The sequence below is a fragment of the Paenibacillus sp. V4I7 genome, assembly GCF_030817275.1.
GTDB lineage: Bacteria > Bacillota > Bacilli > Paenibacillales > NBRC-103111 > Paenibacillus_E.
The window spans coordinates 1589867-1612232 of record NZ_JAUSZD010000002.1 but is presented as its reverse complement, the minus strand read 5'-3'; the positions used below and the strand labels follow the sequence as shown (position 1 = coordinate 1612232).

The following is a 22366-nucleotide window of genomic DNA, read 5'->3' as shown; positions in this document are numbered from 1 at the left end:
AATAGTTTAGAACAACGCATTGTCCTTATCGAATTTTCTAACGATGTAGTTCGAAGTCATAACTAGAATGAACCCGATAACCGATTGATATAGACCGGCTGCCGTACTCATACCGATTTCTCCTGTAGATTTAAGACCACGATATACATACGTATCAATAACATTCGTCACTGAATACAGCGTTCCTGAATCTCTTGGCACTTGCAGGAACAATCCGAAGTCTGCATAGAAAATGCGTCCGATTGCCAGCAATGTCAGAATTGTCATGAGCGGCTTCAGCATAGGGAAGGTAATGTGTTTAATTTGCTGCCATTTGCTCGCTCCGTCAATCATAGCGGCTTCATACAGCGATTTGTCGATCCCCATGATCGCGGCTAAGTACACAACACTGCTATAACCGACCGATTTCCACAGGTAAACAAAAATGATAATAAGAGGCCAATACGTCTTGTCGTTATACCAATGGATCGGATCGATTCCAAACCCGGAGAGAATGTGATTCAGCATGCCTTTATCTACACTAAGAAAACTGAACACGAAGTAACCGACGATTACCCATGATAGGAAGTAAGGCAAGAACATCCCTGTTTGATAAAGCTTCGCCAGTTTTTTATTCACGATTTCCGATAATACAATGGCTAACCCCACGGATAGTACAAGTCCTGCAATAATGAAGACAATGTTGTAGAGCAGCGTATTCCGCGTAATAATATAGGCGTCATTGGTGCTGAATAAAAATTTGAAATTTTGCAGTCCTACCCATTTGCTTTCCATAATACTTGCCCAAAAACCGTCGCGGCTATAGCGGTACTGCTTAAAAGCAATCACCATGCCGGCCATCGGCAAATAAGAGAAGAACAGGAACCAAAGCGTCGCCGGCAATGCCATGAGCAGCAGAACTCTACTTTGTTTAACATCTTTAAAAAATGCTCCTATTCCCTTCATAAAATCACCCCTCAAGATCACATTGTAGTAAAAAGATCAGGCGAATGTTGAACATTCGCCTAATCAACTATGCTGAAATTATTTCTTGTTAGCTGCTTTCCAAGCATCAATCTGGCTTTGCGCTTCCGCCATGATTTTATCCAATCCAGCCTTTTTGAATTTTTCGTTGGCTAGCGGAATGTATTTATCCGGATCTACTGTACCTGTCATTAAAGTTGCCCAGAATTCTTCTTTTACGTTTTGAACCGCCGCGATTTCGTTAATCACCTTGGATGGATCGAAGTTGAAGCCAAGCAGAGGTGCAGGTACACCTGTATCATTAAACTTCTTGAACTCTTCCCATTTGTTCGCAGGATCTTTGACATCTTTATACGTCAGCAGAACGTTTCCAAGTGAGAAAGTCGGCATATCGTAATTTTTGGATTCTGGTAAATTTTCCATTTTGTCGTTATCAACTTTTTTGTAGTGAACGCCTTCAATACCGGAATCGACCAAATTACGAAGTACAGGATCCGTATTCAGCAAGTTCAGGAATTCCATAGCTTTTTCCGGATATTTGGAATTAGCCGAGATTGCCTGCATGGAGCCCATAACGGACCAGTTGTAAATCAAAGCAGGGCTTGCTGCCTTGGAAACAACCGGATAGCCATAGCTAGCTGACCAAAGGTTGTCCGCAAATGGCTGATTCGTCGCTTTATCCGCGAACCATTTGCCAGTTACTTGAACATCATTAAGCGAGGAAAGTGTCGATGCTTCCGTTGGAACATATCCCGCTTTGTAGTATTTGTTCATGGTTTTAAGCGCTTGCTTCATTTCCGGAGTGTCAAAAATGTTAACCACTTTGAAATCCGAATTCTCTACTTTCACGGCCATCGGCATTTTCTCAATAATGTAATCATAAGGCACATATGGCATGTAATTTTTATCAACGGCTAATCCGTAAATGTTCGGTTCTTTTTCTTTGATTGTTTTGAGCAGTGGCTCCAAGCTTTCAAGCGTGTTCACATTATCTAAGCTAAGGTTGTATTTGTCGGCCAGGTTTTTGTTGAAACGCCATACGTCTTGAGCTGGCAGCTCTTTATTGGCAGGTACGCCGTAATTGTGCCCGTCCACTTTGGAGCCGTTAAGAAAAGCAGGATCTAATGCTTTCACGATGCCTTGTCCATTTTTTTGAAGAAGCTCGTCAATTGGCTTAAACGCACCTTTGCGCACGTTTTGCACGTAATCAAAAGCCCATGAAGACGTAAACATAATGTCCATTGGTGTGCCGGATGCTGTCATGACTTGCATTTTTTGTGCATAGTCGCCCCAGTCTGCCATGTTCATTTTAACGGTAACACCGATTTTTTCCGCGGTATATTTACTAACCTCAGCCATAACGCGATCCACGTCTTTTTGCGGCGTTCCGATTGTGTACCAGATTAACTCTACCGGTTTATTTGTCGTTTCATTCCCTTTCGCACCGCCGGCTTCTTTGCTGCCGCACGCGCTAAGCGCCATTGAAACTGCTAGCGTCAATCCTAGTGTGGTGACCAAACGTTTTCTCATTTTGTATCCTCCCTGTTAAATGCTCTATTGTTTACGCCCCGTGGGGCTACCTTTACAGTACCGCATGAAAGCAGTTACAAATAGACGATAAACTAAATGAACCCTGTCTAAAGTTAAGAAAAAAGCAGCTATTTATCCTTTCTGGCAAAAAAAAGGACTGCTCCTCAGTTTTCCCTAGAGCAATCCTCTGTAATCCGTTGGGGAGATTCCCACATACTTTTTAAATTGTTTATAAAAGTAACCTAATTCCGAATAGCCCACGTCATTGGCAATAACATGAACCTTCAAATTCGTTGTCTTTAACAGTTCCTTTGCTTTCTCTATACGGTAGCGATTGATATATTCCGTAAAAGTCTCATTAATCTCCTTATGGAACAATTGACCCAAGTAAACGGGGTGAATATGATAGTGCGCCCCCAGCATTTTGAGCGATAGCTCTTCCGCATAGGACTGATGGATATATTTTAAAACCTGCTGCACAATCGGACTTCGAACGTCTGAAATTAAGAAACCGATAGTCGTATGGGCAATTTCGAGGATGGCCGTTTCCAGCTCTTCCAACGTAACTGCGCTCCTGATTTGGTGAAAAGCGTGATTATAGACATCTAGTTCCTCGGTATGGCGAATCGCTTTGATCTCCAGCTTGAAATGAATGATCATCTCAAATGCGATATTCTGAAAATCGTGCGGCGTAATACCCGGAATCGCTCGAATTTGTTTGAAGTCGCTTTGAATTTGCTCGCGCAAATTTTCTTGATCTTTGGCAATAATTAGTTTCGCGTAGACCGGCCAGTCAATGATGGAGAAATCAACCTTTCGATTGTCTTGCTTCATCGCAAGGTCCGTATAATCAATCATGTTCAATTCCGGATATACCCAGAAATACTCCTGCGCTTTCTTCGCGGCCGCATAGCTTTGTCCAGCTTGTTCAGGCAGAAGCTCTACACTGCCGATAGATATGCGGAGAGGACGATCTTGAAGATCAGCCTGAAGCTGCTGAAGCAGAGCGGTCAAATCCGTTCTGCCGCGGTCGGCATCATCCATAGCTGCAAGCAGAACGATATCGCCATCCATATCGAAGAATGACGTGATCCAATCATAGGATTGCACCCGATCGGAGATAAACTCGAAAATCTCGGCAGCATCAGATGTCGCTCGGAGTACAGAAGCTATCATGTAGGCACGATCGAGATTCATGCCTAGAAGGTCCGCGCGTTCGTAGAATTCCAAAGGCGCAATCTGATGGGTTAACCAACGATGAAGGGTGTTATCTTTCAATATTTGTTTGCTATAGGCCTGAACCTGTCGTGTCTCTTCGAACGTATTCAGCTTCTCGACAGTGTTGTGAAGCGTTGCCTTCAGCTCTTGAATGTTGATAGGCTTCAGCAGGTAATTTTCGATGCCGAGCTGCATGCCCTCTTTTAAATAGGTAAACTCATCGAAACCGCTGAGCACGATGACTTTCAAATTGGGATGAACCATTCGGGCATGGCGAATCAGATCCAAACCGGTCATCACCGGCATGGAAATATCCGTCAACAATATATCCACCGATGTTTCCTTCAGGGCATCCAAAGCCCTCTGCCCATTGCTGGCATGTCCGACAATTTCCAACCCTGCTTCGGCCCAATCAATAATGTCATACAACCCTTCGATAATGAAAGGCTCGTCATCCACAAGAAAAACCCTAAACATCATAAACCTCTTTTCCGTCGTCCATAGGCAGCCATATGTCGACTACCGTTCCTTTGCCAGGTTCACTAAATAATTTTACGCCAAACTTGCTGCCGTAGAGCAGCTTGAGGCGTTGATTGATGCTCCGCAGGCCGAAGGATTCCCCTTCGGTTTCCTCTGCTTGTAAGAATGACTCCAGCTCGCTCAAACGCTCAGGCGTAATGCCGTTCCCGTTGTCTTCCACTTGCGCATGAAGAAACTCATCCGTTTGTTTCACACGAATATGAAGCTCATTGTCGGTGCATTCGCTTCGCAAGCCATGTACGATGTAATTCTCAATTACAGGCTGCAGTGACATTTTCATTACACGTGTAGGTGCCAGCTTCCGATCCCACTCGATCGAATACGTGAACTTGTCCTTATAGCGAATTTGGAACAGCTCTAGGTATAAGCGACAGGCTTCCAGCTCATCCTTCAGGGTGTATATCTTTTTCTGCTGTACCAGGCTTCGGAATAATGCCGATAAGCTGTAAATCATTTCACCAACGTCATGCGCCCCATGAGAGATTGCCCGCATCCGAATGACTTCTAGTGTATTGTATAAAAAATGAGGATTGACGCGAGCTTGCAGAGCCGTTAACTCTGTATGCTTCTGCTTAATATCCGCCTTATACACCCTATCGATATATTGATTCAACTCTTCAATCATTTCATTAAAGCTGCGAGAAATTTGTCCCAGCTCGTCCTCTCGCTCATCCGGAATTCGTGCATTCAGATCGCCTTGTTTAACCTTCCGTGTAAAGCGAATGATCTGGTTGGTGCGTTTAGAGACATTCAGTACAACCAGAGAAGGAATCAGAATGGCGAAAAAAATACATATCGCGCTAATCATAAAGATCGTGCTTCCAATTCGCCTTGAGGATGCTTCAAGTTCATTCTTCGGAATGATACCAACGACAATAAAGTCCCCTTTACTCTGCGTCAGCTTCGTCACATATCCACTTTGATTCGAGCCGCTATTCTCGTATAACGAATTAACCTGATTCATGAAAGGATAGGGTTCGCCATAATACTGATCCGAAGAATCAAATAGGACGCCTCCATCCGGTGATAGAACGAGAATCGTCCCCTTTAAATCTTCCTTATCATTGGTCAGAATCTTCCAAATGCCGTCTGAGCTGAAGTACACGACCTGTTGCCCTATATTTTTCAAGGTTTGCTTGTCGTTGATGGGTGTCCTAATCGAGTACAGATGGTTATCCCATTGACCTGCGGCTTCACGAACCCATATATTCGGCAAGGTAACGCTCTTGGTATCAAGCGCCATGACTTCAGGAATGTAGGAGTGGGCTGCATTCGTAGGAACGATCTTCAATTGCCGGTTATGATCTAGCACGTATAAGGTCTGTTGATCCACGCTGTACAGCATCAGACTGCGAATATCTTGGTCATCTTCCACCCGATTTTTAAAATATTGCAGGCCGGCATTCCACGTGCTGTTGCCGCCTAAATTGTATTGCTCCAGACCATGCTGTACATACTCTTGGAACGGGTGCTGCAGCATGAAAGAGATGCCCGCGGCAAGCGAACTATCCCGATATAAGCCGAACACGATAGACTGCGCTGAATCGTATTTCCCCCCCAAATAATTGTTCACGTTCGTCATTGCCTTCTTCTGTATATCCAGCTCACGATTAATCGCCGCTTGCGACATCGAATGATACATGAAATAAGAAAACGAAATAATCGTAATGACAGTTATCAAGGAGAATAGCAGAAGCAGCTTCATAAATAAGTTATTTTTCAAGTAATTTCGGTACAGCTTGCGTAACCCCATTCTGCCATCAACTCCTGCTGTTAATCGGGTACATTATAGCATATCAGAGATCGCACATGAATTCGCATCCGGTTATGCGTTAACATCCTAAAATCAACATAACCTCTTGTAGCATATAAACCCACTAACTCGCCTGCTCTTAGCAGCTGAGAGGTCCTTTTCTGACGTCTCGCACCTCTTTCGCTGCATTCGAGCCTCTGAGACGGCCTTTTCTGCCTTCTCAGGACGTAAAACCCAAACATATCCATAGATCGGCACCTTTCATAATTTCCTTAATTCTCCACACAAAATAAAAATGCCTAAACTGAGTACTATCAGCTAGGCATATAAGGTTTAAATAGAATGATTTCTTATTGAGCTTGTTCGAGCTGCTTTACAGCATTACCGAAATGATCATTTACTTGTACAAGCGCATCCAAAGCTTTCTCACGGCTTACGTTGAACATCAGCATCAGAATCGCGACTCTTGCGTCTCCTTTAGCTTCCATTCCGACGCGGCGGGCTGTTTCTTCATTAGCGCCAGTCGCCTCTTGAATAATCCGCACGGTACGATCCCTAAGCTTCTTATTCGTCGCCTGCACATTTACCATCAGATTACCATAAACTTTACCCATCTGAATCATCACGGTCGTGGAGATCATGTTGAGAACCATTTTTTGCGCCGTTCCCGCCTTTAACCTTGTCGACCCCGTAATAATCTCAGGTCCGACGGGCACCTCGATCGGATATTTCACAACTGCACTTAGCTGCGTATCTTGGTTACAGCTAATGCCGATCGTCAATAGACCCAACCGGTTAGCCTCTCGTATGGCGCCGATCACATAGGGAGCAGTTCCGCTTGCTGTAATACCGATGACCACATCACCTGCTCGTGCAACATCTGCTATCGCACGTGTACCAGCTTCTTCATCATCTTCAGCATTCTCTACAGCTGAACGAATGGCTATTTCTCCTCCAGCAATAATACCGTTCACAAGCTCCGGCTCAACACCGAACGTAGGCGGGCATTCGGATGCATCTAGAACGCCGAGACGGCCACTGGTTCCAGCTCCAATGTAGAAAAGTCGGCCGCCGCGAGTCATCGCTTCGACCACCGCTTCAGTTGCATCAGAGATTTGAGGTATAGCTCCGTTTACGGAGAGAGCTACCGTTTGGTCTTCTTCATTCATTAGCGTCACGATCTCCCGAACAGTCAGTCGGTCAAGGTGACTTGACTTTGCATTTCTCTGCTCGGTAACCGTTTGATTAACTTGTTGTACCACGTTACCTTGCCTCCTTTTTATGGATGCGTTACATTGCCTCTATTTACGAAAGACAAACGCTGCTATCCGTTGTTTCCTTACTTCCGTTAACTCGAAGCCCCGTTCCTGCAAGGCAAGAAGATAGGCTCCAATCACTGGTGGGCGTTCGAGCAGCCGGACATCAAACATGCCGGACAGCATCAACGGTGTTTGCATAAAGCGATGCTCGAACATTTGATCTGAAAATAAGCCACCTGTTATCACAAGAGGAATTGTATTCTTAGCTAAGTGAGGGCTATCGCTTACCTCAATCGTCTGTTGTTTCTCCATGGAAGTTATAACAGTCTTTACGAGCTCTTCTAACTCCTGAATTGCTTCTTCCACGAGCTTAACAGCAATCGGATCCCCATCTGCTGCAGCCCGCATGACGAGCTTAGATCCATCCGCAATCGCGGTCCGTACATTATCCTGGCCATAAATGGTGTTGATCAATTGCCCAGGATGCTGTAAGGACCAACGTTCAAGCACTAATCCTGTTAAAGCTGTAGGCTCCCCTCGGCCGTCATACGCCCGCATAACGGCCACTAGCGCTTTCCGCCCAAGATCAAACCCGCTTCCTTCATCACCGAGTAAATAACCCCAGCCTCCGACTCTTACAAATTCGCCCGTCGCCGGATCGAATCCATATGCGATCGAGCCCGTGCCTGAAATGAGCGCAATCCCCTTCTGTCCCCAAGTACCAGCGGCCAAAGCAGTCACTGCGTCATTGTGCACGGTGATCGGAACACCTTCCGGCAATTCGGTTTGCAGCCAGTCACTGATCCGTTTCCGGTCTTCGGGACGGTCACTCCCAGCCAGCCCAAGGAAGATCCCACCTAACTGGGACATCTCCGTACCTGATTGATCTATTACGTCTTGGATGAGTGTGAGCAGAACTCGCTGAACATCTTCCCATGGACGGGACTTCACGCTGCTGGATTCTCCGCGGCTTTCAGCCAAAATGTTACCTTCCGCATCGCCGAGAATACTTACCGTTTTGGTCCCTCCGCCGTCAATTCCAATATATCTAGTTTCAGCCATATTATTTCACCGCTCCTGCCGTCATGCCTTCCATAAACTGTTTAGACGCTAGGAAAAACATGATAATCATTGGCACTGAAGCCAACGTGAGCCCGGCGAATAGCATACTTAAATCCGTTGAGTACTGTCCGAACAGCGACAGCATGCCAACCGGTATCGTCTTTTTCATATCATCTTGGATAAAAATCAGCGGGAAAAAGAAATCGTTCCACGCCATAATAAAATTCATAATCATAACCGTTCCCAGTGCAGGGCGAATAAGCGGCAGCAAAACGTTCCACATGACACCGAAATCCGAAGCACCATCGATACGCGCTGCTTCTTCTAGCTCCTTAGGCAGCGTCCTAAAAAAACCAGTTAAGATCAAGACAGCAAGCGGCAATCCAATCGCTGTATACACGCTGACAAGAGACCAAACGCTATCCAAAAGAGATAGCTTCTTCATTAATAGGAATAATGGTACGATCCCAAGCTTAATTGGAATCATCATGCCTAAGAGGAAAAAGAAGAACAGCGCACCATTCCAACGGAACGGATATCTTGCGATATAAAATGACGCCAATACGCCAAACAGCAGAATGAAAGCTACGGAAACAACACTGACCACGACACTGTTCCAAAAATAAGTTCCGAACGGAATTTGATGGATTAGCTTACTATATGCCGTAAACGATATAGAAGTCGGAAGCGACATCGGGTTTTTCAAAATCTGGATATTCGTCTTGAAAGAGGAGGTCAGCATCAGAAAGATCGGATACAAACTGACCAGTGCACCAAAGTACGCCGCAACGTATTGGAGCCCCCGAACGGATTTGTTGGTTTTCATGTGTGCCTCCTAATATAGGGATCTTTGGACGTAGTTCAAAGTCTCTCCGCTCTGGGATCTTTGGACGTAGTTCAAAGTCTCTCCGCTCTGGGATCTTTGGACGTAGTTCAAAGTCTCTCCGCTCTGGGATCTTTGGACGTAGTTCAAAGTCTCTCATTATCACTGAGCCGATTGGTTCCTAGTAAAGTACAGGAACAAAGCGGAAATCGTTGCGATAATGAAAAATAGTACCACTGCCAGTGCCGATCCCAGGCCTAATGCGACCGAATCGCCGCCAGATGAGCCGCCAAACGCAATCCGATAAAAGAACACAGCAAGCGTGTCGGTGGAGTTGTAAGGTTCCCCTTGCGAACCTTCCATGGCATAGATGAGTTCGAACGCTTCGAAAGCATGAATAAACGTAAACACCGTAATGATGATTAATGACTGACTCATCATCGGCAGGATAATGGAACGGATCAAGCGTAAACCTTTTACTCCGTCCAGCCGCGCCGCTTCAATGACTTCTGTCGAAATAGCGTGCAGACCAGCGAGAAAAATCAACATGGAGAAACCTATGCCAAACCAACTATTGACCAGTGTAATTGATGTTAACGCATAAGTCGGATCACCGAGCCAAGGCTTAGCCCACGAAACAAGACCAATCTTTTTGAGCAGCACATTGACAATACCGTTGTTCGGGTTCAACATGAGTTTCCACAAAAAGCCTACGACGATGACAGAAAGCAGCCTTGGTAAAAAGTAAGCCATTTTCAGAAAGTTCGAACCCTTAAGTTTGCTATAAACAAGATAGGCAAGCACAAACGCAATCACGTTCTGAACAGCCATCTCAACAGCAAAATAATAAAGATTGTGACCGAACGCATTCCAAAATAAATGGTTGAACGGTTCTTTAGTAAACAGGCTTACAAAGTTGCCTAGCCCCACAAACTCCCCGCGGGTGTGACCTTTCCAGTCATAAAAACTGTAACCGAAAGCCGAAAGGATCGGATAGATCACGAAGAGAATGTAAACTGCAAGGGCAGGAACCGGGAACAGATGAACTGCTCCCTTTTTCCACCAAGTTGATTTTGCAAAGTTATTCATGTGCTCCCACCCCTCTTTTTAAAACTGATTTATTTCTTAGGCTTGAACCATGTATCTGCGCTCTTTTGAACTTCTTCCGTCACTTGCTCTGGAGTCAATTTGTTCAAATACATGCCTTGAATTGAGTTTTCTAAAGTAGATTTGGTCGTAGGGTTGCCTGCATTGAAATAGACAACGGAAGCGTAAGGTGTAGAAATCGTATCTGCATTTTTAGCAATTTTGGCTACAAGCGGGTCATTCGCCGCTACACCTGGGATAGTGCTTGGTTTTTGCAGTTCATTTACAGCAAGCGCGCCGAACTCTTTCGTTGTCAAGAACTCCATAAATTTCAGAGCTTCCGCCTTATGAGCAGATTTCGCATTCACTGAAAAAGAGCCGTCTACCCAAGTCGTAACCGTTGCTTTGCCATCTGCCTTCATCGGAGGAACAGGGAATACATCCATTTGCAGATCTGGATTCGTTTTCTTCATGACGGCATATTCCCAATCACCCATGACCATCATAGCTGCTTGCTCGGAAACAAACATGTTTCTCATATCGTCCATACCAATCCCTACATAATTATCTGGGAAGTACGGGGTCATATCTTTGAGCATTTTAATCGAACTTACATATTCCGGGCTTTTGAAATTCGCTTCTCCGGCAAGTATCTTCTTAATGAAATCTGTACCGTAGACGGAAGGTGCGAGTGTACCTTGGGTCAGGGAAAGAATCCAACCTTCCTTAGAACCGAAAGCAAAAGGAGTTACTTTATTGCTCTTCAAAGTATCCGCCGTTTTCAACAGCTCATCCCACGTTTTTGGTTCTGTCAGATTATATTTTTGGAAGATTTTCTTGTTGTAAAAAACTTGCGTCGAACTGAATACAGTCGGTACGCCGTAAACTTTACCATCTGTTCCTGTAGCGGCCAGCAAAGTGTCCTTCGAGAATACATCCATTCCTTTGACGCTTGTTAGCGGCTCTAAGTAACCTGCATCTGCCAAAGCAGCACCTGCAGCATAAGGACGAAGATGAATAATATCAGGGCCATTTCCACTTTGCAGACCTGTGTTTAGGGCTGTGTTGTATTCCGTATTTTTAATCGGCTTGAATTCGATATCAATGTTCGGGTTGTTTTTCTTAAATTCAGCTATGATTTTAGTGTAAGCTTCCGCATCTTCCGTACGCCAGCTGCCCATTGTCAACTTCACTTTTTCCTGAGGTGCTGCCGTTGGTGCCGTATTTGCTCCACCAGGAGTCGTGCTAGGAGTTGCGGAATTGTTGCTGCAAGCGACAAGCATGGAAGAAGCAGCGACCATAGTTAATAATGCCCCACTGAATAAACGTTTCATTTAGAAAGCCTCCCTTTAATGTTTACTTATATGTTAAACCTCAAGATTGATATGAGGACAAAACCGCTTCATGTAAAATTGGACGCAGCTCCCGGATCTTGTTATCTCGACCCAAGTGAACCGCATTGGTAAGAAATACGACACTGATGCCATGTTCGGGCTCAATCCACAAGCTCGTTCCAGTAAAACCTGTATGACCGAAACTACCCGCAGGCCAGCTTTCTCCGCAGCTCGGAACGTTTGCTGGATCATGCTTGACCTCCCAGCCAAGTCCGCGGCCACGTGCGGGAGCCGCCGTGGTTTCTCGCATCAGCGATGGCGGAACGATACCCCACTGTTCCGGCTGCAACCACCATGCCGCATAGCGTGCAAGGTCGTCCGCTGTTGCGAATAATCCCGCGCTGCCGGTAACACCGCCAAGGTGGTAGCTCTTCTCATCGTGAACTTCGCCGATGATATAAGCTCCATCTACCAGTTCGGTTGCAGCAATGCGATCTTGAAGTTCGGAGCTTGGGTTAAATATCGCATGCCGCATATCAAGTGGATCGAATATATGCTGCTTAACAAAGCGATCCAGCGGCTCGCCAGACACACGTTCTACAATGATCCCAAGGAGGATCATACCGAGATCACTATACAGCTTGTCCTTACCTGGCTGAAATAAAAGCTCTTGCGCGAGAATTTCCTCGATGAGACTTGGCCTTGCTGCTTTGCGCGGAAGATAAGGTAAATCCGGCGGCAGCCCAGACGCATGCATCAATAGATGACGCAGTGTGATTTGCGGATGTCGGAATGCAGGCAAGTAAGCCTGCACGGAGCTATCCAGCGACAGCTTCCCTTGTGCCACTAGAACGAGAATCGATGGAAGCGTTACGGTAATCTTCGTAAGGGATGCGATGTCGAACATGGTGTTCAGCTGGATCGGAAGCTCCCTTGTGCCGTCTGAGTATAACCCGTATGATTTTTGGAATCGAAATCGGTTCGTTACAGTAATATCGAGCACAGCGCCGGGCAAGAGCCCATCGCGCACCCATCCTTCCACTAAGCGATCCACTTTATCCATTGCGTTTCCCCACCATGACGGCTTGTCGCGTCTTTTCCAGAGATTTGATGCTTTCCTCATAATGTCGGCCAGCAATTCCGGCGTACAAAATATCGATTACATTCAGTTGAGAAATCCTTGAGGCCATCGCCCCGCTGCGGATACTCTTTTCTAAGGTACTTATAAACAACTGTATATCTGCAAGATCCGATACCGGATTGGCTCCGAATCGGGTCAGCGTAATGACCGAGGCACCATTATTCTTAGCGACGGCCAGTGCACGAATCATGTCTTCGGTTTGGCCTGAATAGGAAATTCCGAAGACAACGTCACCAGGAATTAGATTGGCTGCAATGGTTGCTTGAGCATCAAACCCGGTGCCGATTTCACACCAACGATTAATACGCGTTAGCTTTTGCATGAAATCCTTCGCGATAACTGCCGATGCACCTACGCCGAACACGCCGACTTTTCTTGCGCTGCTCAGCGAATTAATGGCTTTTTCCACACTTTCCGGAGAGAGCACCGTCAAAGTATCTTGAATAGAAACAATATTGTTATTGGATACTGATTTAATGAGATCTACGATCGATCCGTCGGTACGGATTTCTTGATACGATTCTGTAGGTAGCGATGATTGTGTTAAATCACCAGCGATTCTAAGCTTCAACTCTTGAAATCCTTTGCAGTGAAGGGAGCGTGAAAGCCTAACAATCGTTGCTTCACTTACGCCAGCAAACTCTGCCAGCTTCTGAACGGAAAGACTGACTACCTGTTCCGGATGCCCCATTATATATTGTGCAGCCCTGCGCTCCATAGGCTTTAAGCTCCCCATAGCCGCTTCTATACTTACTAATCCACCTTTTAACATAGGAGTCACCCTCTACGGTTTCATGTGTAACTTTGAACTTGCATACCCTTATTATAGAGTTTTATTTCATTTTGTCTATATATTTTTGAAATAATATTTCACTCTTTGCATAGGTTTGGATCGATATCAATTAAGCTTATAACTAAAAAAAGATCAGGTCTCATTTGATTGAGAGCTTGATCTTATCTTTGCGTGGCGCTGTGTATTAATAAGTTGGTGCAATAACACCTAGATCGGCTGCATGCTTTATCAACTCAAAACCGTTTACCAAATCGATTCGTTCATTTCCTTTCACAGCAACATGCCATTCGTGCCCTTCATACGAGATAACTCCTTCTACCGTTCGAACCGTCATACCGATAAGCGACTTCAATTTTCCTTGACGGTCGGTCACGGCTCTTAAGCCATTTGGAAATAGTAGAGTGACCACACCGTCTCGATAAACAACCGATTCATCCCGTGTATTAACCAGCTCAAATGTAACACCATTTATAATCCGACTGTATGCAGTCCCATCCGCAATCACTTCCCCGTGATCAACTGCATAAGGCAGCAGTCCTGTAAACCAAAGTTCATCTTCCGGTCTAGGCATGATACCACTCAATCGTTCAATATAGTCCAACATACACAAAATCGCTGGTGAATAAGTCTCCGTGAAACCCTCCTCACCTGTCCATGGACTTAGCGCTTGAGCGAAGCGTGTCATTTTATGAAATGCAGCCATTAACGGATATAACACATAGGTGAGTTCTACAAACCTTCCATGATGCTCAAAAGCATGCGGCGCACGGATCAAGCTAAGGCAATTGGACGGCCCTGCCCAGCTGTTATAACTGGAGAAAGGGTCAAACCTTGGATCATCCATAGCGATCGACGTAAATGGATATTTGGCGAAAAACTTTCGCGTATTCAACAAATATTTGCGCAAAGCTTGATCAAAAAATGCTCGATCTCCCACTTCACATGCAAGCACACGTAGAAGGACATCGGACTGTACACGAACATGCTCGTCATTTTTATCCAGATCATAAAAGAACTGATCCGTCTCAACAAAGCAAAACTGGAACAAGCTGTTTAAGCTCATTTCCGCCTTTTCCCGCCAAGGCTCGCCACTCTCCTCGAGTTCTTCAGCAATTCTCGCTAGGTAGAGTCGCTGACAGTAGACATTTGCCGTTAAGTCAGGCGCAACGAATGGTAAGATTGGAGAGTCCGGATTACAAATTCTTGCGTCATTCCCATGGGGCGTATCCGGAACATGCCAAAAGCGTGGTGATAAATCATGTCCCGTATCAAATGTGCAAAAGGCTTCCACCCCATTCGTTCCGCGCGTATTGCGATAGGTATGCAGCCAATCATCATACTTCTGCATAGCTGTATACATTTTTCGTAAAAACGTCCTATCCTGCCCATTCAACTGATAATGATTCCATACGCTTCTAGCAAGCGGCGTCACCAATTGAATTTGTCTGTAAGAAGGACCCGACTCCGTGAGTTTATAAGGCATTAGACCATCTTCACGCTGATAATCAGCAAACAATTCATAAGTCGATTGCGAAACAGAAGGAATGAAACGCGATAATAATTCAGCGTTAATGGTCCCTGTGCTCTCCAGCCAACACCCTAGATAAATACCCCCTTCATGCAAAATAGGCTTCTCTCCACCCGTCGGTACGACACAGTCCAATAGTTTACGCAGAGCTTCGTAGTACACGGTTTCCAATTTATCGGAAGATGCCGCAAACTTCACTCCCGATTGGTTCCATTCCGCAAGAACGGGGCCATCGGATTCCTTTTTTAAAGTGCCAATCCGCTCCTCCGTGCGAATCCCGCGCAGCTTGCTCAACAATGCTTCTCTCATATATCCGCCTCTTCTCTCTAGTTAGGAATACGTCTTATGTCATCCAATTGAAAAGAAATAGACTGCCATTGGCAGCCTATTTCTCCGACAAGCGGCTTTCGTTATTTGTTATTGTTGAAAATTTTTACGGTTCCGTTAAAGAAATCCTCAGCGCCCTTTTTCACATCTTTTTTACCAAAGCCAATTTCCTGCACAGTTGTTTCAATCAGTTTCGTATATTCCGTATTGCCTGGAGGGTTATAACTGATCGCAAACGGCTCTTTATTAGTCGCTGCCGAAACGCGGCTTGTGTAATCATAGATGACCTGCTCAACCGGATTGGCATCCTTCTTCAGAAGATCCCGCATTTTGGAAGTCACAGGAACACCACGATCATTACCAAGAATTTTCGCCGCATCCGGATCATTGATCCAATAGTTCATGAGCATTGCAACTTCCTTTGGATGCTTCGTTTTCGCATAACCCGATAACCCTTGACTCGATTCGAAAACAACGCCGGTCCCTTTCGGTCCGCGAGGCAGTTGAACAAGTGCCAGCTTGTCTGGGATCAGGTTTTGATGAGCGCCCAGTTGATTGGAGGCGAGTAAGCTCATCGCTACTTTGCCTGTTACAACGAGTGATTTACTTGTATCTGCAGGCGGATTGGATACTTGCAAAGCTGGTGTTACAACCCCGCCTGTTTTTGTCATCGTATCCCATAAAGTGAACCACTCTTCCGCATCCTTCTGTTCAAAGCCTAGCTTCGCGTTATCCATATCGTAGAGCTGTTTGCCTCTTTGTTTCAGGTAAATATCCATACCGTCTACCGTAAAATTATATGTCCCGAAAACATCTTTACCGAGTTTATCCGTAACTTCTTTGCTGATTCGTGCATAATCCTCCCAAGACCAGCCATCTTGCGGAACCGGAATGCCTGCTTTTTTGAACAACTCCGTATTAACGACGATACCACGTGCGTTAGCTCCGGCAGAGATGTGAAGCAGTTTACCTTTGAGCGTGCCATATTGGATCATCGATTTGTCCATATCGTTTAAATCAAGCTCTTTCCCCATGAATGGATCCAGTTCAAGCAGCACGTTTTTATTCGCATAATCGACTACGTTCCCTCCGAGGAAAAACGCATCTGGCGCAGTACCCGAAGCCAACTGCGTATTTAGCTTATCGAAATAACCTGAACTCGGTGCAAATTCACCGACAATTTTGATATTCGGGTTTTTCTCCTCGAACTTGCGAAGTGCCTCATTGGTGCGATCTGCTCGCTTTTGGTCACCCCACCACATCACTCTTAACTCTACTGGCTCTGCCTTTGAGGTTTCTTTAGCTGCGCTTGTAGCTGCTGCGTTTGGAGAGCTGCTTCCAATGCCGGTCCCTGAAGAACAAGCCGTTGTAACGGCCATCAGCATGGCAAGTGTTGTTATCGCAAAGCGTTTTTTCATATGAAATCTCCCCCTGAATACATGATAGTAAACGTTTTCAAACTGATCGTAATTCATTTTTAAAACCAATAAAATGTCATTTCTTCGGGTGTTGATTCATCATTTTTTCGGATTATTTAAGTCCAGTGGTCGCAATTCCCTCAAGAAAGTACTTCTGGAATGAGAGGAAAATCGTCATGATCGGAACTAGCGAAAGAACGGACATTGCGAGCAGCGCTCCCCAATCGGATTCTCCGGATGGATCAAATAACGAGCGAATTCCGAGCTGAACGGTAAACAGCTTGATATTGTTGAGGTAAATCATTTGCGAGAAAAAATCGTCCCATGTCCAGATGAACGTGAAAATAGCGGTTGTGATTAAAGCAGGAACAAGAAGAGGCATAATGATGCGAAAATAAATCTGGCCTTGCCCGCAGCCATCAATGGTTGCGCTTTCGTCCAATTCCTTCGGAATTCCTCGAATGAACTGAACCATGAGTAAGATGAAAAACGAATCGTGCGCTAACCATTTCGGTACGATCAACGGTAAATACGTGTTGATCCATTCAATCTTGTTATAAATAATGTATTGAGGAACTAAAGTGACATGGTACGGAAGCATAATAGTGACCAGCATTAGGCTAAACCAAAGCTTTTTGAATCTAAATTCTAACCGTGCAAACGCATAGGCGGCAAAGGAGCATGTGATAATGTTGCCTAGGACGGAGAGAACCGAGATTTGAGCTGAATTCAGGAAGAAACGACCAAACGTTGTGCCCTGCAGCCCTTTCCAACCGTTCATATAATTGTCAAATGTCACTTTCTTAGGCCAAAGACTTGTATCTGAGAATATCAATTGATTCGGCTTAAAGGAACTGCTAAGCAGCCATAAGACTGGATAGAGCATCAACAAGCCAAAAGCGATAATCAACAGATGCTTCAGCAGTTTGGTGTAGTTCGTGTTCAAACTCATCTGTTCATCCCCTTTCATCCTTGCCGTCCCCATAGAATACCCAATACTTCGATGTCACAAATACAATGGCCGTTAGCACACCGATTACAACAAGCATAATCCAAGCAAGCGCAGAGGCGTATCCCATATCGAAAAAGGAAAATCCTTTCAAATATAAATACAAGGTGTAAAATAAAGTGGAGTTTAACGGTCCTCCACGACCATCTCCTATGACATAACCGGGTGTGAAAACTTGGAATGAATTAATAATGCTCATCACTAGGTTGAAAAAAATAACAGGGGATAGCAGCGGAAGCGTTATTCGAAAAAACTGCCTTACCTTGCCAGCTCCGTCCACTTGCGAAGCTTCATAAAGATCAGCAGGCACTTGCTTCAGACCTGCGAGAAAGATGACCATGGCCGATCCAAATTGCCATACTGATAAAGTGATGATTGTGGACAAAATGTAGTCCGGGTGAGCCACCCAAGATGGCCCTTGAATACCAAACCAACTTAGGAATTGATTGAATAATCCATCCCCATCGAATATTTTCCTCCAAACGATAGCGATCGCAACGCTACCCCCAAGCAAGGAGGGAATGTAATAAACCGTCCGATAAACCCCAAGTGCACGAATCCCTTTATTCAGCGCCAAGGCCACTATTAATGCGAAAATAAGTCTTAGGGGCACAGATAATAGGGCGTATTGAAAGGTTAATCCCATTGAGTGATAAAAGGAGTCATCTTCGTTAAAAATTTGCACATAATTGTCAAGTCCTAGCCACCTGGGGGCATTCAATAAATTAAATTTCGTAAAGGATAGATACAGCGAACCCAGCATTGGCCCCAATGTTAAGCAGAAAAAACCAACTAACCAAGGCAATAGGAATAAATAGGCTGTGCGATTTTGCCGCGAAAGGGCGGTTTTACCTAATGATGACATGAGAGCGCCCTCCTCCTTCGTGATCGATAGTGATGAATATTCATCACTTGTAAGATCATCATAAGGATTATAGGCGCTCCTTTGAATGCTATTTCTTCGGCACTTGATTATCAATTTTTTCAGATGCTTTGCGAAGACGATAATCAGATGGCGGCATCCCATACGTGCGTTTAAACTTAGAACTGAAGTAGCTGGCATTCGAGAAGCCTGTCAGTTCAGCGATATCCCATAAGCTCAGCATCGTTTCTTCAAGCAGCTGTACAGCTTTTGCCATACGCACATCTGTGATGTATTGAATGAACGTTTTTCCGGCTTTGGCTTTAAACATTTCGGAGAAATACGAAGAATTATAATTAAAGCGTTCGGCCAACATGGTCAAATTAATATCGTACATATAGTTATCATGAATGAATTGCTCAGCTGCTTGTATCATGGAAAGTTCATCTCCGACAGGATCATTACCGGTGCTGACAATTTTGTGTGCCAGGTTATATAAAAACTGCTTTGCTTTAGCTGCCGTATCGAACCCCCATACCTGCTCGGGACGAATCCACAGCTGTTCTCCGTTATCCAAGGTAATGCGAGCCGCATAGGCAAGCGTGTCCAACATGAGATATAGTTGAAAAATAAGTTTAACGAATCTGGCTTGCGATGCTGCGAAAGCTTCATTCAATTCTTTGTGAATCGCCTGTTCGAAAGCAGCAAGCTCTCCACGAGCCAAGTAACGCTGCATGACCTTATTCGTTTCCTCTGAGAGTACAGCCTCTGGCGTTGATAGATTGCTCAGGGTTTGTGCATCTTTATTGCCCTTCAAATTCCACTCCAAAAGTGAAGACAAATAACCATCCTTCCACTGATTAAGCCCAATAACCGTCTTACCGATGCTAATCACTGGCTGATATCCCAAATGATCAGTCACGGCAATGCGAAGCGTATCGACCAAGTGATCTAGGTTTGTATTCGACGCCACAGCTATAAAATGCATTAATCCGATATAGTTCGCATCGCGGAAAACTTGAATTTGACCAGGGATGATCTCTGCAACTTCCCTGCAAACCATTTCAAACGGCAGCCGCAGCTTGTCCGGTGAACGCTCTAATCGCCCCGCGTCACCCGTGCGTTCCATGAATCCCGCTGTAAGGAAACAAACACGGCATTCCTCCCAGGTATCCAATTGAAACAACTTAGCCTTCTCCCTAATCGTTGCTTCCCGTGCCAATTCCTCTTTAACTAGATGAACGATAAAATGCTCTTTCATTTCTTTATAATATTGCGAAAGCCGCCACTCCATCATAACTTGCTGATCGCGCTCATTTCGCTGCACATCGAGCTCATAGATAACCTTTAGCATAGCTTCTCTGAGTTCATCTTGCGTGACTGGCTTCAGCAAATAATCCCTCGCCTGAGTACGAATAGCTGCCTTGGCATAATGAAAATCTTCATAGCCTGTAATGACGATCAGCCTTAAAGAAGGATAGTGCTCATGGCATGCCTCCAAAAAGGATACCCCATCCATCATGGGCATGTTCATATCTGTAATTACAATGTCAACTGGATGATTCGTCAACCATGCTACAGCCTCTGCCCCGTTTCCCGCCTCCCCTACGATGGACAACCCGAGACTTTCCCAGTCAATTTTGAGTCTAAGCCCTTGCCGAATTTCGGGTTCATCATCGACTATGAGTACACTATACATCGATCGTTCCTCCTTGCAGCGGCAAAATAAGTGCTATATAGGTCCCCTGCTCCTTTGTGGAATCGATCTCAAAAGCAAACAACGGCCCATAATAAAGTTGGCATCTGGCTAAAACATTGCGTAATCCGATCTGCTGTGATCGACTGTTCAATATTTGCTCGAACTGCGAGGTTAACGATTCCGATCTCAGTTGCTGTGCCAGTTCCTCCGGGATCCCGGGACCGTTATCCGCAACTGAAAGGATGAGTCGGTCATGTTCATGTCGTACCCGTATAATTACATTAGCCTCAGCTTGTTCCCTAAAGCTGTACTTCACGGCATTTTCAATTAAAGGCTGCAAAATGAATTTAGGTATGGCGCATTGACGCATATTTGGGTCTTCCTCAACCGTAATATGAAGCCGGTCGGCAAATCGGATTTGTAAGATAGACATATAATGGCGAACATATTTCAGCTCCTCGTCCAGTGGTATAAGGTCGTCACTTATTTTCAATGAGAAGCGCATCATTTTCCCTAGAGATTCAATTACTCTCACAGTATCTTGTGTGCGGTGCTGCATCGCCAGACTGCTCAGCAGCTCTAAGGTGTTAAATAGAAAATGAGGGTTAATCTGCATGAATAACGCTTTATACTCAGCCTGCTGCCTCAACAGCTTTAGTTCAAATTCCGTCTTAATATGGTGCTGCAACTGACTCACCATGTTCCGGAACGTTGTCGTCACATAGCCGACTTCATTCCGAACCTTTGCCTCTTCCGGAATCCGATTCTCAGCGGCGTGGAAATCGCCCATTTGCACATAACGCATCGCGGAGGCGAGCCGAGAGAGCGGTTTGGAAATCCCATGCGAAAGCCATATTGCTGTAGCGATCGCTGCAACAAGCAATAACGATGCGAAGATCAGGATGCTCGTTCGAAGCTTGTAAAGCTTGCCGTATAGATCAGCTTCAGGCACGATCCCAACCAGCAGCCAATTATTAAGCTTCAGCTTTTTATAGACGAGAATGTCTTTAGTGCCCTGCTCATTCTTTACATAGACAACCCCATTCTGGAGATGGTTCGTGCGGATCGTCTCCATTTGTTTCGCTGCCTCCGGATGGGAGGAAGCATATTCATGTTGACCTAGAACTGAGTCTCCCTGCCCATCCAACAGGAATATGGTACCTTTCTCTCCAAGATGAATCCGACTTAGCGGTTCGAGAAAGAATTCGGATTTTACATTGATTTTCATCATATTTTTGGATTGAGAGGGCTCAAAAGTGCCGATAGGAAGCAATAAACTCAGGACGTCAAATGGTTTCGAGCGTCTTACCTCAATCGGGTCTTGATGAGCGGATACCCATTGGATTCCTCTTGTTTTAAAATGATCATACCACCGCTCACTCTTAAACGATGTATCATTGGTGATCTGGTTATCCGAGGAGATCCACATCCCCTCTTGCCGATACACCGTTACCGACGATACGATCGAATAATTGTTCGTCGTCTGTGTCAAAAACTGACTTAGATTAATGTTCGCGAGCATCTTCTCACCGGCGGGCAAAGCCAGATCAGAGAGCGCCGTATCCCAATTTTTCGTTGTGCTGCTATTAAACACAATCGAGGAAACATCGTAAATTTGCATAAGCGCCATATTGACGAACGACCCATATTCGTCCATCTTTTCATAAGCTGACGACTCGATATAGGAGCGAATGATTGAGCGGGACTCCGTGAAAAAAAGATAGGACATCGTCCCGAACGAAACGAACAACAAAACCACAAAAAAAACGATCAATCGGTTTTTGAGCGAATAGAACATCGTAACCCCCCTCAGTCTGCTCACCATCGCTAGTTAATTACATCCATATAACGCCTAGAAGCTGGGGTTTGTCAACTATAAACATACTTGCGAGGTGTCGAAGCCTTTGCTCTTGCCCGTTTCTAACGAAACGGTTTTATTGTGCTGCATAATCCTAGGAGGTAAAGCGAATAATTCCTTTATTATGAAATGTTTCCGATTTGACCTAAGATCATTTCACTTT

The 22366-nt window shown here is 45.1% G+C and carries 17 protein-coding genes; all 17 read right to left on the bottom strand.

The window, feature by feature from the left end:
* Window positions 1–6 precede the first annotated feature (6 nt).
* The 17 genes from QFZ80_RS08445 to QFZ80_RS08365 all read right to left on the bottom strand — a co-directional run bounded on the left by QFZ80_RS08445 (window position 7) and on the right by QFZ80_RS08365 (window position 22143).
* On the bottom strand, window positions 7–945 hold the full coding sequence (locus QFZ80_RS08445; RefSeq protein ID WP_171643243.1) for an ABC transporter permease: 939 nt from the start codon (window positions 943–945) through the stop codon (window positions 7–9).
* Between the two features lie 78 nt (window positions 946–1023).
* Complete coding sequence (locus QFZ80_RS08440) at window positions 1024–2493, bottom strand: ABC transporter substrate-binding protein (RefSeq protein ID WP_307558363.1); 1470 nt, start codon at window positions 2491–2493, stop codon at window positions 1024–1026.
* Window positions 2494–2667: 174 nt separating this feature from the next.
* Window positions 2668–4191, bottom strand: coding sequence for a response regulator transcription factor (locus QFZ80_RS08435; protein WP_307558361.1), 1524 nt, complete (start codon window positions 4189–4191; stop codon window positions 2668–2670).
* Window positions 4181–6004: a sensor histidine kinase gene (locus QFZ80_RS08430; RefSeq protein WP_307558359.1), complete on the bottom strand. Its 1824-nt coding sequence runs from the start codon at window positions 6002–6004 to the stop codon at window positions 4181–4183. The genes QFZ80_RS08435 and QFZ80_RS08430 overlap by 11 nt, the downstream gene beginning before the upstream one ends.
* Window positions 6005–6354: 350 nt before the next feature.
* Entirely contained in the window at window positions 6355–7266 is a 912-nt protein-coding gene (gene murQ, locus QFZ80_RS08425) for an N-acetylmuramic acid 6-phosphate etherase (protein WP_307558357.1), read from the bottom strand.
* Between the two features lie 39 nt (window positions 7267–7305).
* Window positions 7306–8325: an N-acetylglucosamine kinase gene (locus QFZ80_RS08420; RefSeq protein ID WP_307558354.1), complete on the bottom strand. Its 1020-nt coding sequence runs from the start codon at window positions 8323–8325 to the stop codon at window positions 7306–7308.
* Window position 8326: 1 nt separating this feature from the next.
* Complete coding sequence (locus tag QFZ80_RS08415) at window positions 8327–9151, bottom strand: carbohydrate ABC transporter permease (RefSeq protein WP_307558352.1); 825 nt, start codon at window positions 9149–9151, stop codon at window positions 8327–8329.
* Between the two features lie 159 nt (window positions 9152–9310).
* The gene (locus QFZ80_RS08410) at window positions 9311–10237 is read right to left on the bottom strand and encodes a carbohydrate ABC transporter permease (RefSeq protein WP_307547472.1); all 927 of its coding nucleotides are present in this window, start codon (window positions 10235–10237) and stop codon (window positions 9311–9313) included.
* Between the two features lie 29 nt (window positions 10238–10266).
* Window positions 10267–11568, bottom strand: coding sequence for an ABC transporter substrate-binding protein (locus QFZ80_RS08405; protein ID WP_307558350.1), 1302 nt, complete (start codon window positions 11566–11568; stop codon window positions 10267–10269).
* A 40-nt stretch (window positions 11569–11608) separates the two neighbouring features.
* On the bottom strand, window positions 11609–12631 hold the full coding sequence (locus QFZ80_RS08400; protein WP_307547476.1) for a serine hydrolase domain-containing protein: 1023 nt from the start codon (window positions 12629–12631) through the stop codon (window positions 11609–11611).
* Window positions 12624–13481: a MurR/RpiR family transcriptional regulator gene (locus tag QFZ80_RS08395; RefSeq protein ID WP_307547478.1), complete on the bottom strand. Its 858-nt coding sequence runs from the start codon at window positions 13479–13481 to the stop codon at window positions 12624–12626. Before QFZ80_RS08395 ends, QFZ80_RS08400 begins: the two co-directional genes overlap by 8 nt.
* Before the next feature lie 205 nt (window positions 13482–13686).
* Window positions 13687–15339 carry an MGH1-like glycoside hydrolase domain-containing protein gene (locus tag QFZ80_RS08390; protein ID WP_307558348.1) on the bottom strand — a complete coding sequence of 551 codons (1653 nt, stop codon included), beginning with the start codon at window positions 15337–15339 and terminating at the stop codon, window positions 13687–13689.
* Between the two features lie 101 nt (window positions 15340–15440).
* Entirely contained in the window at window positions 15441–16775 is a 1335-nt protein-coding gene (locus tag QFZ80_RS08385; RefSeq protein WP_307558346.1) for an ABC transporter substrate-binding protein, read from the bottom strand.
* Window positions 16776–16887: 112 nt separating this feature from the next.
* Entirely contained in the window at window positions 16888–17727 is an 840-nt protein-coding gene (locus QFZ80_RS08380) for a carbohydrate ABC transporter permease (RefSeq protein WP_307547483.1), read from the bottom strand.
* Between the two features lie 4 nt (window positions 17728–17731).
* A complete protein-coding gene (locus QFZ80_RS08375; protein WP_307547485.1) occupies window positions 17732–18649 on the bottom strand; it encodes a carbohydrate ABC transporter permease in 918 nt (305 codons plus the stop codon).
* 88 nt (window positions 18650–18737) lie between these two features.
* Entirely contained in the window at window positions 18738–20345 is a 1608-nt protein-coding gene (locus tag QFZ80_RS08370) for a response regulator transcription factor (protein ID WP_307547486.1), read from the bottom strand.
* The gene (locus QFZ80_RS08365) at window positions 20338–22143 is read right to left on the bottom strand and encodes a sensor histidine kinase (RefSeq protein WP_307547489.1); all 1806 of its coding nucleotides are present in this window, start codon (window positions 22141–22143) and stop codon (window positions 20338–20340) included. The genes QFZ80_RS08370 and QFZ80_RS08365 overlap by 8 nt, the downstream gene beginning before the upstream one ends.
* Window positions 22144–22366 lie beyond the last annotated feature (223 nt).